Here is a 14,534-nt window from a genome sequence, read left to right as displayed (position 1 = left end):
GCCCGCTCCTACAGGGCTGCGGCGGGCTTTTATAACCAGGCCTGCAGATAGCTCCACCTGCCGCGACTCACCGACCCTCCCACCGCCTAAACAGCGCGCTGGCGTTCACCCCTCCAAAACCAAAGCCATTGGAAAGCGCGTGGGTCATCGCCACCCTGCGTGCGATCGGGCCCACCAGGTCGAGCCCGTCGGCCGCTTCATCCGGCGTTTGCAGGTTCAGGGTCGGCGGCGCTATCTGGTCGCGCAAGGCCAGCACGGTGAAGATGGCCTCGATCCCGCCAGCGGCGCCGAGCAGGTGGCCGGTGGCTGATTTGGTCGAGGTGATGGCCAGTCCGCTACGGGTGCCGAACAACGCACGAATGGCCGCCATCTCACCTTTGTCGCCGACCGGGGTGGAAGTGGCGTGGGCATTGATGTGCTGGACGTCTTGCGCATCGATACCGCCCTGGCGCAAGGCCTGTTCCATGGCGCGGCGAGCACCGCTGCCGTCTTCCGGACCTGCCGTGAGGTGGTAGGCGTCGGCACTGGTGCCGTAGCCGATCAATTCCGCCAGCGGTGTCGCGCCGCGGGCCAGGGCGTGTTCCAAGGACTCGATGACCAGCAGGCCTGCACCTTCGGACATCACGAACCCGTCGCGATCCCGGTCGAAGGGGCGGCTGGCCTCTTCAGGGCGGTCGTTGAAGCCGGTGGACAGGGCACGGGCGGCAGCGAAACAGCCCAGGGTGACCCGGTCGATGGCCGCTTCGGTGCCGCCGCAGATGGCAATGTCCGCCTCGCCGCTGCGGATCAGCCGCGCGGCATCGCCGATGGCCTGCACGCCCGCGGCGCAGGCGGTGACCGGCGCGCCCAAGGGGCCTTTGAAGCCGTTATGGATGGAGACGTGTCCGGCGGCCATGTTGGCCAGGAACGACGGGGCGGTGAACGGCGACAATCGTCGCGGACCGCGCTCATCCGTCGTGCGCACGGCGCCTGCGAGCGCGCCGAACCCGCCCACGCCCGAACCGATGACGGTCGCCGTGCGCTGTTGCCGAGCTTCGTCGGTGGGATGCCATTGCGCCTGGGTCAGCGCTTCATGGGCGGCGACCAGCGCGAACTCGATGAAGCGGTCCATTTTCTTGCGTTCCTTGGCCGGTATCAGCGCTTCCGGGTTGTAGCCGGCTACCGGGTCCGCTTCCAGGGTGGGCACCTGCCCAGCCACGGCAACGCCCGTGCCTTCGCCGATATGCGCGGGCAGCGCACCGATGCCCGACGTGCCCGCCAGCAGTCGGCGCCACACTTCGTAGACGCCGCAGCCCAGCGGGGTGACCAGACCGGTTCCGGTGACGACGATGCGTTTCTGGCCATCTCGATTGTTCATGGGTGTCTCTCCAGGTCTTTCGTTGAATGATGGGTTGTATCGCCACCCGCGCGGATGCGGAACCAGATGGAATACATGGCGGGCAGGAAGATCAGGGTCATCAGCGTGCCGCCGAACGTGCCGCCGATGAGCGTGTAGGCCAAGGTGCCCCAGAACACCGAATGGGTCAGCGGAATGAACGCCAGGATCGCCGCCAGCGCCGTCAGCAGCACCGGCCGGGCGCGTTGCACGGTGGCTTCGACCACTGCGTCGAAGGGCGCCAGGCCATTCTTCTCATTGAGGTGGATCTGTCCGATGAGGATCAGCGTGTTGCGCATCAGAATCCCGGACAGCGCGATCAGACCGACCAGGGCATTGATGCCGAAGGGTTGGTTGAACAGCAGCAGCGTGGGCACCACGCCGATCAGGCCCAAGGGGGCGGTGAGGAAGACCATGGCCATGGCGGACATCGAGCGTGTCTGCACGATGATGATCAGCAGGGTGATGGCAATCATGATCGGGAACAGCGGCGCGAGTGCGGCGGTGGCCTTCGCCGATTCTTCGATCGACCCGGCCTGCTCGATGCGGTAGCCGTCGGGCAGCGCCGCCATGATCGGTTGCAGCGCTTTGCTCAATTGCGTGGAGACATCCGGCGGCTGCAGGTCCTCGGCGATGTCACCGCGCACGGTCAGGGTCGGTACGCGATCGCGGCGTCGAAGGATGGGATCTTCCATGCGCACCTCGACGGACCCGATCTGCGCCAACGGTATGCGCTGGCCGTTCGCGCCGGCCAGGGTCAAGCCTTCGATCTTCGCCGGGTCGAGGCGCACCGGCCCTGCGGCGCGGGCCACCACCTGCACCGAACGGATGTCTTCGCGCACGGCGGTGATCGGCACCCCTGAAAGCAGGAACTGCAACTGTTCGGCCACGGCGGCCGAACTCAGGCCCAGCGCCTGCAACCGGTCCTGGTTCAGGGAAAAATGCAAGGCAGGAACCCGCGGCCCCCAGTCCTGATTGACGGTGCGCATCATCGGACTGCCCTGCATGAGCGCTTCGACCTTGCCGGCGATGTCCCGCAGGACCTGCGGATCCGGCCCCATGATGCGGTAGGCGACGGGGTAGGGTGAATAGGGCCCGAAGACCAGCTGCGTGACCCGTACCCGCGCCTCGGGCGCCAGACCCTGCGCCACCGCCTCGCGGATTCTCAGCTTCAGGGCATCCCGAGCCGCCTGGCTGTCGGCGAGCACGACGATCTTGGCAAAGGAGGGGTCGGGAAGCTCGGGCGCCATGGCCAGATAGAACCGCGGCGAACCCTGGCCGATGTAGGCGGTGACGATTTTGGCCGCGTCATCCTTGCGCAGCCAGGCTTCGATCTTGGCCGTGGCCGCGCTGGTCTGCTCGATGGCCGTGCCATAGGGCATCTGCACCTCGATCAGCACTTCCGGGCGATCGGAGGTCGGGAAGAACTGCTTCTTGACCAGGCCCATGCCGACGATGGCCAGCGCGAAGGCCAGTATTACGATGCCCGCCACCGGCCATTTCCAGCGGATGATCCAGCTCAGGCACGTGCGAAAGCGGTTGTAGTAATGGGTGTCGTAGATCGCCGCATGACCGCCTTCGACGGCCTTGATCGTCGGCAGCATCTTCACCCCCAGATACGGCGTGAACACCACCGCCACGATCCAGGAAGCGATCAGCGCGATGCCGACGATCCAGAACATGTTGCTGGTGTATTCACCGGCCGTGGACTGCGCGAAGCCGTTGGGCATGAAGCCCACGGCGGTCACCAGGGTGCCGGCGAGCATGGGTGCGGCGGTGTGGCTCCAGGCATAGGCCGACGCCTTGATGCGGTCGTAGCCTTCCTCCATTTTCACCACCATCATCTCGATGGCGATGATCGCATCGTCCACCAGCAATCCCAGCGCGAGGATCAGCGAACCCAGGGTGATGCGGTCGAAGTGCTTGCCGGTGGCCTCCATCACCACGAACACCATGGCCAGGGTCAGTGGTACCGCCGCGGCGACCACCACGCCGACGCGCCAGCCCATGCTCAGGAAGCACACCACCATCACCACCAGCAGGGCGACGAAGAACTTGATCATGAATTCGTCGACCGCCGAACCGATGTTCACCGATTGATCGGTGACCTGGGCGAAGGTCATGCCCAGCGGCATGGCCGCATTGATCCGCGCCGTCTCGGCGGCCAGCGCCTTGCCCAGATCCAGACCGTTCCAGCCATCGCGCATGACCACGCCCAGGATCAGCGCCGGTTCGCCTTGATGGCGCACCATGAAGGTCGCCGGATCTTCATAGCCACGCTCCACGGTCGCCACATCGGCCAACTTCAGCGTGCGTCCGCCAGCGTTCACCGGGGTGTTGCGAATGGCGTCCAGGGTCTGGAAGGCACCGTCGAGCCGCACCACGACCTGGGGACCTCGGGTGTCGATCGAGCCGGCCGGCGTGAGACGGTTCTGGTCGTTCAGGCTGGCGAAGAGGTCCTGGGGGGACAGACCCAGGGTCGCCAGACGCTCATGGGAAAAGGACACGAAGATCCGTTCGGACTGTTCGCCGATGATGTTGACCTTCTTCACCCCTGGCACATGCAGCAGCCGTTGGCGCAGGGATTCGGCTTCACGCACCAGCAGGCGTTGCGGCTCGCCGCGCGCCTTGAGGGCGAACAAGGCGAAGGTGACGTCGGCGAACTCGTCGTTGACCAGCGGCCCGACCACGCCTGCCGGCAAGGTGCTCGCCGCGTCACCGAGCTTTTTCCGGGCCTGGTAGAACTGCTGTTCGACCTGGGCCGGCGGCGTCTTGTCCTGCAGCGATAGAAGGGTGAAGGCCAGGCCCGGGCGGGTATAGGTTTCGCTGCGGTCGTACCATTGTAGCTCCTGAAGACGCTTCTCCAGGGGCTCTGCGACCAGGTCCTGCATCTCCTGTGCGGTCGCACCGGGCCAGGCCGTGACCACGGTCAGCTGCTTGACGGTGAACGGCGGATCCTCGGCACGCCCCAGCTTGAAGAACGACAGGGTGCCGGCGACGGCGACCAGAAGGATCAGGAACAGCGTGACCGACCGTTCCCGCACGGCCAGGGCCGAGAGGTTGAAGCGGCTACCGCTCATGGCTGGTCCCCGGTCTGGGCGCGCAGATCCTGCGGCGCCACCAGCACCTCTTGCCCCTCGTGCAGCAGGTGAGGGCCCAGGGCAACCAAGCGTTCGCCTGGGTGCAGACCACGCACCGTGGCCATGGCGTCGCTCAGGCCAATGACCTGAACCGCCCGCCACACGACCTTGGAAGGCTCGCCTTCGACGGTCCACACACCCGTCCCGGTGCCTGGGTCATGGATGGCGGCGATGGGCACGCTCAGGGCGTCGGCTACGGAAGGGTTCGATGCGATGAACAGGGTCACGGTCGAACCGAGCGGCGCATTGGCCTGCTCGCCGCCCAACACATACCGGGCTTCGAAGGTGCGAGTCAGTGGATCTGCAGCGTCGGCCAGCTGCCGCAGCGTGGCGATGCCGCCATTGCCGGAGGCGCCGAACAGGGTAGCCTGTGCCGAACTGCCCAGCGCTGGCCGCAGCGTCTCGGGCAGTTGCACCACCGCTTCGCGAAGGCCTGCCTTGGCCAGCCTCACCACCGCTTGCCCGGCGTTCACCACCTGACCCGGTTCGGCCAGGGTGGCCACCACCACACCGTCGGAATCGGCGCTCAGGGTGGCATAGCTCTGCTCATTGCGGCTCACGGCGGCCTGGGCCTGAAGCGCTACCAGGTCGGCGCGGGCTGTGTCGGCCAACGACTTGAAGCGGTCGTAGTTGGCGGCGGAAATGGCACCGCTGGCGACCAGTTGCCGATTGCGTCGCTCATCGTTCGCGGTCTGCGTGGCCAATGCCTGGGCGGCGGCGACTGCCTGCTCGCGGGCGTTGGACTGCAGCGCCAGATCGGCCGGATCGAGGCGCATCAAGCGCTGTCCGCGGCTCACCGCCTGGCCGGTATCGACGAAGCGCTCCATCACCTTGCCACTCACCCGAAAGCCCAGATCGCTTTGCACGCGCGCCGTGACCACGCCGGTAAAGGCGCGATGACCCTCTGGCGCAGGACCTGCCTCGACCACCCTGACCTTGGGCGGCTGGGTGCGCGGGTCGGCAACGCTCGGCGGACGGTCGCAGGCCGTGAGAAGCACAGGGAGCAGGCAGACACCGAGCGCGGAGGCGCGAAGCCGAGACATGGGATTCCTTACGGGCACAAGCGGAAAGGAACCCGATTTTGATACGAGTGACTAATTCAGTCAATGGTCACTTATGGCGCCGACAGACTTCTCAGTATCAGCGCGGGGAGCTGCTGCGCAGCGGTGGCGGCGGTCTCCAGGTTGTATTGCAGTTGCACGGGGCTGATATAGGGAAGCATCACCAGAAACACCGCATGACTGGCTTCTTCCAGCGGCGTCTTGCTCTCGAATTCCCCGCTGTCCCGGCCCTCGCGCAGAATCTGCTCGATCAACCGGTGCAGGCGCTCGCGGTGGGCCTCCGCCGAGGGCCAGTGATCACGGGTTGCAACGGCGGCGATGTCATACAGCTTGCGATCATGGAAGAACAGTTCAGCGCCAGCCTCCACCAACGCTTTGAACAGACGGCTCAGCTTGTCGGACGGGCCGCTGGCTTCGTCCATCGCCTGGTCGACGACGGCCATGATCATGGTCAGCCGACTGGCGCAGATACTCTCGCCGATGGCCTGTTTGGATTCGAAGAACTTGTAGATATAGGCCTTGGAAAAGCCTATGGCCTTGGCCAGGTCCGACACCGTGGTTTTTTCGTAACCGTAGTGACCGAAATGCTGCATGGCGGCCTCGACGATCTGATCGCGAACGCTGTGATCGGACGGGCCTCGTGAGGGGAACGTGGGGGGCTGACGGGTCATGGCGACTGTTGGGCTCTTGGGCGTGGATCGACAGAGCGTGACTGTAACGGGTTATGGTCACAAGTTCATTCTCGGGTGATCCGGACCCCAGGCTCCGGTCAGCCCGCCGGCAGCACGATGTACTCATTGCGCTGCTCGACGCCCCGATGAGGCCCTTCGACCAGGTGCACGTAGCGGCCACCCACCTGCTCGATCGGTACGCAATCGTCCACATCCAGGACGGAGTCGGTGTGGGGCTGGCGCCACTGCTCCAGGTACAGCCGCCGGGCGCGGTTTCTGGCATCGCGAGCGTTTTGCGCCACCACCAGCACGTAGTGGTGCGCTTCGCCGAACGAGCGCGCCTCGTACCCGCCCAGATTGATCACATACAGACGCGGCATGCCCGCGGCGGGCGCCAGCGGGCTGAATTCGACCTTCCACTGCTCCACGCCGTCCACAGCCATCCAGGCGTCGATGTGCAAGCCTTTCTGAGTACCGAACCAGTCTGCGCGCAACTGCGGGTAGCTGGCCTCCAGGCTGTCGGCGACCGCGCAGGCGATGTCGTGCACTTCGATGCGTGCCCTGGGGTGCTTGCCGCCAAGTAAAACGATGTAAAGCATGGGTGGGATCCTTGGAGGGTGGGGGCTGGTAAGATCCAGACTTTTTCACGAATTCGAAAGGTCTTTTATGACACCCCTCTGCAAGCCTTTGCTCACTGCTGCGTTGCTGTCGCTCTGCGCAGGCCAGGCCACCCTGGCTTCGGCCGAAGGTTCCACTTCGGCGTCCGACTACAGCTCGGCGTACACCACCTGCATGGACAGCAACAGTTCCACCACCGGCATGGTCAGCTGCGCCGCCGACGAGACCAAGCGGCAGGACGCACGCTTGAATGCCAACTACCAGGCCGGCATGAAAACCCTGGAAGGCACCAAGCGCACGGCGATGCGCGATGCGCAGCGGCTGTGGATCCAGTTTCGCGACGCCGACTGCGCCGTCGAGGCGGGCCTGACCGGCGGCACGCTCGACCGGATCAACGCTCAGATGTGCCTGTTGAAGGCCACCAAGGTCCGCGCCGACACGCTGGCGGTGCGGTTTCAGCCGCAGGACCTGTAGTAGCGCCGTTACTTCAGGTGCTCGTCCAGAAACTCACGGATCACCGGGATGATCTCCCGCCCGTGGGTTTCCAGAGCGAAGTGCCCGGTGTCGTAGAATCGGATGTCCGCCTTGGGCAGGTCACGCTTCCAAGCCTCGGCGCCCGCCGGAAGGAAGAACGGATCGTGCTTGCCCCACACTGCCAGCAGCGGCGGCTGGTACTCGCGGAAGTACGCCTGGAACTTGGGATACATCGCCACGTTGGAGGCGTAGTCCAGCACCAGATCGAGCTGGATGTCGGCATTGCCGGGGCGTGAGATCTGCAGGCCTTCCAGCGTGTAGCCGTCCGGCGAGACCACACTGGGGTCGCTCACACCTTCCAGATACTGCCATTTGATCGACGCCGGTGTCGGGAAGTCCTGCAGGGCGTCGCGGTGCGCCTGCGTAGGCTCGCGCCAGTACGTTTGAATCGGCGCCCATCCGGCACCAAGACCTTCCTCATAGGCGTTGCCGTTCTGCGAGATGATCGCGGTCACGCGCTCCGGGTGAGCCACGGCCAGGCGCCAGCCCACCGGCGCGCCGTAGTCATGCACCATCAGCGCGTAATTCTCCAGCTTCAGCTGTTCGGTGAACTGGCCGATGGTCTGCGCCAGTTGGCTGAAGGTGTAGGCGTACTGCCCCCGGGCGGGCGCTTCGGTGAAGCCGAACGCGGGCAGGTCAGGGGCGATCACGTGGTAGCGGTCGGCCAATTGCGGGATCAGGTCGCGGAACATGAACGACGAGGCGGCGAAGCCGTGCAGCAGCAACACGGTAGGCGCGCTGGGGTTGCCCGCCTCGCGATAGAACACCTTCACGTCGCCGACCTGCTCGTGGCGGTAGTGGACGGTGTCGTCGGCTTGGGCTGCGTGGGTACCGCCGATGAGCAATGACGCGGCAAGCGCGGCTGCTGCTGTGGATGTGGGCGTAGTCATGATGCCTCCTTGTGTAACCTTCTATGTGTGTATTTGAAGGTTACGGACTAATTTGGTAACCTGTCAAACAAATTTCATAAGTTACAGGTCATCATGAGCTCGACCCGCACTGCGCCCGATACGCTTTTTGTGGCGGACAATATCGCCCTGGATTTCCTCAATACCGAGTACGGTGTCGGCGAGCAACGCCAGGACTGCCTGCGCGACGACGAGGATGTGCTGACGTGGCTTGAGTCGGCAGGGCTGCTCGCCGCGCAGGATCGCCCCGAGGTTTTCGATGGACTATTGGCTCAGGCCCACGCCCTGCGCAGCAATGCCAGGGCGGTGCTGGAGGCAGCGATGGCGGGGGTGGAAGCCGATCCCTCGGTGGTCAATCAGGTATTGGGAGCAGGGCGTCCGGTCAGCTACCTGAGCTGGGAGGATGCAGCCCAGGCGTTTCGTGTCGTCACCCGGCCCAGGGACGCTGGTCCGGCAAGCCTGCTGTGGCCGGTGGCCGATGCGCTGGTCAGCCTGGTCACGGGGGACAAGTTCGAGTTCGTACGCCAATGCGAGGCCCATGACTGCATATTGCTGTTCCATGACCTGAGCAAGTCGCACCGGCGCCGCTGGTGCAGCATGGCGACCTGCGGCAATCGCATGAAGGTGGCGGCCTTTCGCGCCCGGAAGAAACCTGAATAGGCCCGTTTCAGGCCCTGCCCAAGACTGGAAAGCTCAGGGCGAAACGAATGCGTCCGGGCTGCGGCTGGCTGACGCTGGCTTCACCGGCGTGCAGTTGCATGATCGCCGCGACGATAGCCAGGCCCAGGCCGTTGGAGTCCGAGTTGTGCTGGCGCGACGCGTCGCCGCGATAGAACCGGTCGAACAGGTGGGTCAGCGTTGCCGGGTCCAACGCAGGGCCCTGATTCTCCACGTTGATCACGCACTGTGTCGCCGTCGACGCCACGTCGATCTGTACCTCGCTGTGCGGGTCGGCATAACGGATGGCGTTGGCCACCAGGTTGCTCAAGGCTCGACGCAGCAACAGCGGATCGGCGTGCAGGGTAGCGTCGCCGGCAATCGACAGACGAATCCTGCGCTCTTCGGCAAGACCCTCGAAATACTCGGTCACCCGTTCCAGTTCGTCATGCACCTGCAGCGGCTGACGCTGCACCACGGCCTGGGTGTCTTCGGCGCGTGCCAGGAACAGGATGCTTTCGACGATGCGTGAAATCCGCTCCAGCTCCTCCAGGTTCGATGCCAGCAGCGCCTGGTACTCGTCGGCGCTGCGGCCTTGGCGCAAGGCGACCTGGCAATGGCCCATCAGCGAGCCTACCGGGGTGCGGATCTCGTGGGCCAGGTCGGCGGAGAACTGGGTCAGCCGTTGGTAGCCCTCGGCCAGACGATCGAGCATGGCGTTGTAGGCGTCGCTCAGTTGCTGGAGTTCGACGGGCGTGTTGTCACTGCTCATGCGGCTGTGCAGGCGGGCAGGGGAGATGTCGGTGGCGTGCGCGGCCATCTCGCGCAGGGGCCGCAGGCCGCGCCGCAGCAGGACGAAGCCGAGCAGGGCGGTGAGCAGAAAGGCCATGCCCACGGCCAGGTAGATGCGCTGGCGGAACTCGCCGAGCATGGCCATTTCCTTGACCATGATGTGTGCGGCGGTGAGCTTCACCTCGCGCCCGCCGGACGTGGTCAAGACGCTCGCGGCGCGCAGCGGTATGCCGGACGGCGCCGTACCGGTGCGCAGGTCGGACGCGGTGGGCACGGCGTCCTGGGCCACCTCGGGCAGGGGCGGCAGGGTCGCGCGCAGCGGGTTGACCTGGATCACCGGCGGCTGACCGACCTCGGCGATGACGAAGATGTCGTCTTCGCTGCCGAGCATGTTCTGGAAGATCTGCGGGCTGCTCGAGAGCTTGTCCAGGGTCAGATCGTAGTGCAGCAATTTGCGAAAGTGATCGAGCCGCCCGAGCACGGCGTTGTCGCTGCGCGCAAGTACCGACGTCTTCATCGACTCGTACAGGTACCAGCCGGCGCCCGCCACGGTAAGCATCGCCACCAGGGAAAAGGCCAGGGTCGAGCGCAGGGTCAGGGATGCTGGGCGTCGGCGTCGCATGCGCGCACCTCGCAAACGTAGCCGATGCCGCGCACGGTGTGGATGAGCTTGACCGGGTAGGGCTGGTCGATCTTGCTGCGCAGACGCTTGACCGCCACGTCGACCACATTGGTGTCGCTGTCGAAATTCATGTCCCACACCTCCGAAGCGATCTGGGTTCGCGACAAGACGTCCCCTTCGCGGCGCAGCAGCAGGTGCAGCAGGGCGAACTCCTTGTTGGTCAGGGTGATCACCTCCTGCTGCCGGGTCACTCGACGGCGCAGCAGGTCCAGTTCGAGGTCAGCCAGATGGAATCGATCGGCTTCCCGCGCGCTGCCGCGACGCAGGATGGTGCGGATGCGCAGCAGCAGTTCGGTGAAGGAAAAGGGTTTGACCAGGTAGTCGTCGGCGCCCAGTTCCAGACCGCGAATGCGGTCCTGCAACTGGTCGCGGGCGGTCAGGAACAGCACCGGCACGGCCTGCCGGGCGCGCAGCACTTCCATGATCTGGAAACCGTCGATGCCGGGCAGCATCACGTCGAGCACCAGCAGGTCGTAGGGGTTTTCCAGGGCCAGGTGCAAACCGTCGGCGCCGTGCTGCGCCCAGTCGACGTTGTAGCCAGACTCGCCGAGGCCCTTTTTCAGGTACTCGCCGGTCTTGATGTCGTCTTCGATCAACAGGATGTGCATCGATCAGGCTCGCTGGGGCGTTGACGGTTCGGTTTCAGACTGCGCGGCGAACGGGGCCCGCGCCGTGCAGTCTAAACGAGCGGCACGACGCTGTCGGTTACATTCCTGTCATCGATAGCGTCGTTGCTTGAATGACAGAAATGTCATCGCCCGGTCATGCACGCGTACCCATCGAGGGCCGAGGATGCATGCACACCTACCCCAAGGAGTCGTACCGATGAAGATCAAAACTGCCCTGTCGACCACCCTCGGCACGTTGCTGCTCAGTGCCGCCATGATGGCGTCGGCTGCGGACATGCCAGTCGTGAAACCAATGCGGGGCACGGTCGATGGCGTTGACAACAACACCTTGTCCTTCACCACCCGCAGCGGTGCGCATCAGACCATCGGCCTGACCGACAAGACCGGCATCCGCCTGGTGTCCAAGGCCAACATCGATTCGATCAAGGCCGACAGCTTCATCGGCTCGGCCGCCACGCCTCAGGCGGACGGCACCCTGAAGGCGCTGGAAGTGACGGTCTTCGAACCCAGCCTCAAGGGCAGCGGCGAAGGGCACTACGGCTGGGAAAACGCCGACGGCACCACCGGCACCATGACCAACGGCACCGTGGGCAAGCTGGCCCAGACCAATGGCCGCACCTTGACCGTGAACTACAAGGGTGGCGAGAAGCAGGTGGTGGTGCCTGAAGACGTGCCGATCGCCTACGTCGAAGCGGGCAAGGCGGAGCAGCTGGTCAAGGGCGCCAAGATCGTCGTGTTCCCAGCTGACGACGGCAAGACCGCACGCGGTGTGGCCGTAGGCAAGGACGGCTTCCAGCCGCCGATGTAAGCAGCGGGTGATGCTCTCCCCATAGGTGCCAGGCCCCTGAGCGAGCCGGTTCCCTGTGGGGAAGATCTCTGTGAGGGGGATCTCTGTGAGGAGGACCTTTGTGAGGAGGACCTCTGTGAGGAGGGTCTCTGTGAAGAGAACCTCTGTGAGGAGAACCTCTGTGAGGAGAACCTCTGTGAGGAGAACCTCTGTGGGAGCGGGCTCTGCCCGCGAAGCAGGCGCTGCGGTGCTTCAGCCATACCGCGGCGCCTGCTTCGCGGGCAGAGCCCGCTCCCACAAGGGACAGTGCTCCTACAAGGGGCAGTGCTCCCACAAGGGTAGTGCTCCCACAGGGGCAGTGCTCCCACAGGGGCAGTGCTCCCACAGGGGCAGTGCTTCCACAATGGCAGGGTTCCCACAAGGGCAGGGCTCCCACCAGGGGCAGTGGTTTTTAAACAGGGGAGGCCCTTTCCATGGCCGTGCAACGCATACATTCACTCACGGTACGTCTCACCCATTGGATCAATGCCTTTGGCATGACCTGCATGTTCATGAGTGGATGGGGCATCTACAACGCGTCCCCCCTGTTCGCCTTCCGCTTCCCGCCCTCGTTCACGTTGGGCGGTTGGCTGGGCGGCGCACTGGCCTGGCACTTTGCGGTGATGTGGCTGCTGGTGATCAACGGCCTGATCTACGTGCTTTACGGATTGGGCAGCCGCCACTTCAAGCGCGACCTGCTGCCGGTGACCCCCAGCGCGGTCAAGCGTGATCTGCGCGACGCCCTGCGTCTGCGACTGGTCCACGAAAAGGGCGTCTACAACGCCGTGCAGCGCCTGATGTACTGGCTGGTGCTGGCGGCCGGCGTGCTGATTCTGATCTCCGGCGTCGCCATCTGGAAGCCCATCCAATTCCAGGAACTGGTCGCCCTGCTGGGTGGCTATGACTTCGCTCGCTACGTGCACTTCGCGTCGATGTCGGCCATCGGCGCGTTCGTGATCGTGCACCTGGTCCTAGTGCTGCTGGTGCCCAAGACCCTGCCACCGATGATCACCGGCGGCGTACGACCGCTGAACACCGGGAAGACCGACCATGAATGAACCCAAACCCCGACGCAGCCCCCCGATCAGACTCGAGCCTGCCCAGCGCACTCAGCTGGAAAACCTCCAGCGCCGACATTTCCTGCGTGGCGGCCTGACCGTCGGCGCCATGGCGATGCTCAGCGGCTGCAACCTGCAGGACGGCGACCAGGTCGACAAGGTGCTGTGGGCCATGTCGCGTTGGAACGATCGCGTGCAGGCCTGGCTGTTCAGCGGCCAGCGGCTGGCACCCACCTACAGCAAGGCGCAGATGACCCAGCCGTTCCCGTTCAACGCGTTCTACGGCGAAGACGACATTCCCGATATCGACGTACCCGGCTATTCCCTCGCCGTGTCCGGCCTGGTCCGCGACAAGGCACCCTGGACCCTGGAAGGCCTGCGCAAGCTGCCCCAGCGCACCGACATCACTCGCCTGATCTGCGTCGAGGGCTGGAGCGCCATCGGCCAGTGGGGTGGGGTGCCGCTGAAAACCTTTCTGGAACATATCGGCGCCGACACCACTGCCAAGTTCGTCGGCTTCAAGTGCGCCGACCGCTACTATTCCAGCCTGGACATGCCCACCGCGCTGCACCCGCAGACGCTGCTCGCCCTGGATTACGCTGAAGTCGCTCTGCCGCCCGAATACGGCTATCCGTTGCGCGTTCGGGTGCCGACCAAGCTGGGCTTCAAGAACCCCAAGCACATCGTCGAAATCTTCGTCAGCAACGACTACCCCGGCGGCTACTGGGAAGATCAAGGCTACAACTGGTTCAGCGGCATCTGAAGGCGCTCAGCAGGCGCACGACGTTACCGTTGTCGTCGCTGCGGGTTGCTCATCCGCTCGTGCAAGCGGGAGACCTTCCTCGAGCCAACCGGTGATGCCCCCGATCATCTCCTTGACCGAGTATCCCAGACCGGCCAATCGCGCCGCTGCGCGGTGTACGCCATTGCAATGCGGCCCGGCGCAATAGACGACGAACAGGGTATCGGCCGGGAACGCAGCAAGGCGTTCGGGCGTGATCGTGCGGGTTGGCAGGTTGATCGCGCCTGGCACGTGGCCGGCGGCGAACGCAATGTCATTGCGCGCTTCAATGATGCGACCGGCACGACGCCCAAAGCCTGGTTGCAGCACGAACGAATGGCCCGGGCTCGTTCGTTGCTGGAAACCAGTGGGCTCGACACCGAACAGATAGCTCAACGTTGTGGGTTCGCGTCGGCGGAAAGTTTCCGGGTGGCGTTTCGCAAGACCGTCGGCCTGGCACCGTCCTTCTACCGCGACAGCTTCGGAGCACGGCATCGGTAACCGGCGCCCCCGGACGCGGCGCTTCTGTAGCAGCGGCGCGAGCCGCGTCGGCGGTGGATGCGGTCCGCCTGAAACAACGCGGCGCCCCCGGACGCGGCTTGCGCCGCTGCTACAGGGGATCGGGGTGTTCCTTTGGCCGCGTCGGCTGTGGGATCCCCGTAGCAGCAACTGTCTGCCAGCCAACACCCCTTCAACAAACTGCCCCGTCAGTCCATTCAGCAAAACCCGCAAAGCCCCGAAACACCGTGGCGGGGCGGTCGGCATGGCTTGTGCAATCACCCCTTGTGAGCTTCAGCATCGA

Annotated in this window: 15 protein-coding genes; 6 read left to right on the top strand and 9 right to left on the bottom strand. The window is 64.8% G+C overall.

What is annotated here, in order from left to right:
• Positions 1-67: 67 nt before the first annotated feature.
• From fabF to ABMD26_RS02340, 5 genes are all read right to left on the bottom strand, one after another.
• Positions 68-1,357, bottom strand: coding sequence for a beta-ketoacyl-ACP synthase II (fabF, locus tag ABMD26_RS02360; RefSeq protein ID WP_354307459.1), 1,290 nt, complete (start codon positions 1,355-1,357; stop codon positions 68-70).
• Positions 1,354-4,455, bottom strand: a complete 3,102-nt coding sequence (locus tag ABMD26_RS02355) for an efflux RND transporter permease subunit (protein ID WP_354307457.1) — start codon at positions 4,453-4,455, stop codon at positions 1,354-1,356. The genes fabF and ABMD26_RS02355 overlap by 4 nt, the downstream gene beginning before the upstream one ends.
• Positions 4,452-5,558, bottom strand: coding sequence for an efflux RND transporter periplasmic adaptor subunit (locus ABMD26_RS02350; protein WP_354307455.1), 1,107 nt, complete (start codon positions 5,556-5,558; stop codon positions 4,452-4,454). Before ABMD26_RS02350 ends, ABMD26_RS02355 begins: the two co-directional genes overlap by 4 nt.
• 71 nt (positions 5,559-5,629) lie before the next feature.
• The gene (locus ABMD26_RS02345; RefSeq protein ID WP_354307453.1) at positions 5,630-6,247 is read right to left on the bottom strand and encodes a TetR/AcrR family transcriptional regulator; all 618 of its coding nucleotides are present in this window, start codon (positions 6,245-6,247) and stop codon (positions 5,630-5,632) included.
• Positions 6,248-6,345: 98 nt separating this feature from the next.
• On the bottom strand, positions 6,346-6,846 hold the full coding sequence (locus ABMD26_RS02340; protein ID WP_354307451.1) for a DUF1543 domain-containing protein: 501 nt from the start codon (positions 6,844-6,846) through the stop codon (positions 6,346-6,348).
• Between the two features lie 67 nt (positions 6,847-6,913).
• Between ABMD26_RS02340 and ABMD26_RS02335 the strand changes: the two genes are divergently transcribed.
• Positions 6,914-7,339 (top strand): lysozyme inhibitor LprI family protein, encoded by a 426-nt coding sequence (locus ABMD26_RS02335; protein WP_177331285.1) that lies wholly within the window; start codon positions 6,914-6,916, stop codon positions 7,337-7,339.
• An 8-nt stretch (positions 7,340-7,347) separates the two neighbouring features.
• Here ABMD26_RS02335 and ABMD26_RS02330 read toward each other — a convergent pair whose 3' ends face one another.
• The gene (locus ABMD26_RS02330) at positions 7,348-8,289 is read right to left on the bottom strand and encodes an alpha/beta fold hydrolase (protein WP_354307448.1); all 942 of its coding nucleotides are present in this window, start codon (positions 8,287-8,289) and stop codon (positions 7,348-7,350) included.
• Positions 8,290-8,382: 93 nt separating this feature from the next.
• Between ABMD26_RS02330 and ABMD26_RS02325 the strand changes: the two genes are divergently transcribed.
• Positions 8,383-8,967 (top strand): CGNR zinc finger domain-containing protein, encoded by a 585-nt coding sequence (locus ABMD26_RS02325; protein WP_354307446.1) that lies wholly within the window; start codon positions 8,383-8,385, stop codon positions 8,965-8,967.
• Between the two features lie 7 nt (positions 8,968-8,974).
• Here the strand turns inward: ABMD26_RS02325 and ABMD26_RS02320 are convergent, their stop codons facing one another.
• Positions 8,975-10,378 (bottom strand): heavy metal sensor histidine kinase, encoded by a 1,404-nt coding sequence (locus tag ABMD26_RS02320; protein WP_191999766.1) that lies wholly within the window; start codon positions 10,376-10,378, stop codon positions 8,975-8,977.
• A complete protein-coding gene (locus ABMD26_RS02315; RefSeq protein ID WP_056842950.1) occupies positions 10,351-11,046 on the bottom strand; it encodes a heavy metal response regulator transcription factor in 696 nt (231 codons plus the stop codon). The genes ABMD26_RS02320 and ABMD26_RS02315 overlap by 28 nt, the downstream gene beginning before the upstream one ends.
• 223 nt (positions 11,047-11,269) lie before the next feature.
• On the opposite strand from ABMD26_RS02315, the gene ABMD26_RS02310 reads away from it, so the two are divergent.
• From ABMD26_RS02310 to ABMD26_RS02300, 3 genes are all read left to right on the top strand, one after another.
• A complete protein-coding gene (locus ABMD26_RS02310; protein WP_354311783.1) occupies positions 11,270-11,875 on the top strand; it encodes a hypothetical protein in 606 nt (201 codons plus the stop codon).
• Between the two features lie 452 nt (positions 11,876-12,327).
• A complete protein-coding gene (locus tag ABMD26_RS02305) occupies positions 12,328-12,951 on the top strand; it encodes a cytochrome b/b6 domain-containing protein (protein ID WP_320522055.1) in 624 nt (207 codons plus the stop codon).
• On the top strand, positions 12,944-13,714 hold the full coding sequence (locus ABMD26_RS02300; RefSeq protein WP_134722637.1) for a molybdopterin-dependent oxidoreductase: 771 nt from the start codon (positions 12,944-12,946) through the stop codon (positions 13,712-13,714). The genes ABMD26_RS02305 and ABMD26_RS02300 overlap by 8 nt, the downstream gene beginning before the upstream one ends.
• Before the next feature lie 6 nt (positions 13,715-13,720).
• Here ABMD26_RS02300 and ABMD26_RS02295 read toward each other — a convergent pair whose 3' ends face one another.
• The gene (locus ABMD26_RS02295) at positions 13,721-14,128 is read right to left on the bottom strand and encodes a rhodanese-like domain-containing protein (RefSeq protein ID WP_354307443.1); all 408 of its coding nucleotides are present in this window, start codon (positions 14,126-14,128) and stop codon (positions 13,721-13,723) included.
• Here ABMD26_RS02295 and ABMD26_RS02290 point away from each other — a divergent pair.
• The gene (locus tag ABMD26_RS02290) at positions 14,054-14,233 is read left to right on the top strand and encodes a helix-turn-helix domain-containing protein (protein WP_354307441.1); all 180 of its coding nucleotides are present in this window, start codon (positions 14,054-14,056) and stop codon (positions 14,231-14,233) included. The genes ABMD26_RS02295 and ABMD26_RS02290 overlap by 75 nt on opposite strands.
• Positions 14,234-14,534: the final 301 nt, after the last annotated feature.

The sequence above is a fragment of the Pseudomonas sp. PvP001 genome, from assembly GCF_040546375.1.
In the GTDB taxonomy this organism is placed as follows: domain Bacteria; phylum Pseudomonadota; class Gammaproteobacteria; order Pseudomonadales; family Pseudomonadaceae; genus Aquipseudomonas; species Aquipseudomonas coleopterorum.
The sequence above is the reverse complement of the archived record's forward strand: the minus strand, read 5'-3'. Positions and strand labels throughout refer to the sequence as shown.

Bases quoted from the DNA above. Each gene is read 5' to 3' on its own strand.
- fabF (WP_354307459.1), bottom strand. From the start codon at position 1,357: ATGAACAATCGAGATGGCCAGAAACGCATCGTCGTCACCGGAACCGGT.
- ABMD26_RS02355 (WP_354307457.1), bottom strand. From the start codon at position 4,455: ATGAGCGGTAGCCGCTTCAACCTCTCGGCCCTGGCCGTGCGGGAACGG.
- ABMD26_RS02350 (WP_354307455.1), bottom strand. From the start codon at position 5,558: ATGTCTCGGCTTCGCGCCTCCGCGCTCGGTGTCTGCCTGCTCCCTGTG.
- ABMD26_RS02345 (WP_354307453.1), bottom strand. From the start codon at position 6,247: ATGACCCGTCAGCCCCCCACGTTCCCCTCACGAGGCCCGTCCGATCAC.
- ABMD26_RS02340 (WP_354307451.1), bottom strand. From the start codon at position 6,846: ATGCTTTACATCGTTTTACTTGGCGGCAAGCACCCCAGGGCACGCATC.
- ABMD26_RS02335 (WP_177331285.1), top strand. From the start codon at position 6,914: ATGACACCCCTCTGCAAGCCTTTGCTCACTGCTGCGTTGCTGTCGCTC.
- ABMD26_RS02330 (WP_354307448.1), bottom strand. From the start codon at position 8,289: ATGACTACGCCCACATCCACAGCAGCAGCCGCGCTTGCCGCGTCATTG.
- ABMD26_RS02325 (WP_354307446.1), top strand. From the start codon at position 8,383: ATGAGCTCGACCCGCACTGCGCCCGATACGCTTTTTGTGGCGGACAAT.
- ABMD26_RS02320 (WP_191999766.1), bottom strand. From the start codon at position 10,378: ATGCGACGCCGACGCCCAGCATCCCTGACCCTGCGCTCGACCCTGGCC.
- ABMD26_RS02315 (WP_056842950.1), bottom strand. From the start codon at position 11,046: ATGCACATCCTGTTGATCGAAGACGACATCAAGACCGGCGAGTACCTG.
- ABMD26_RS02305 (WP_320522055.1), top strand. From the start codon at position 12,328: ATGGCCGTGCAACGCATACATTCACTCACGGTACGTCTCACCCATTGG.
- ABMD26_RS02300 (WP_134722637.1), top strand. From the start codon at position 12,944: ATGAATGAACCCAAACCCCGACGCAGCCCCCCGATCAGACTCGAGCCT.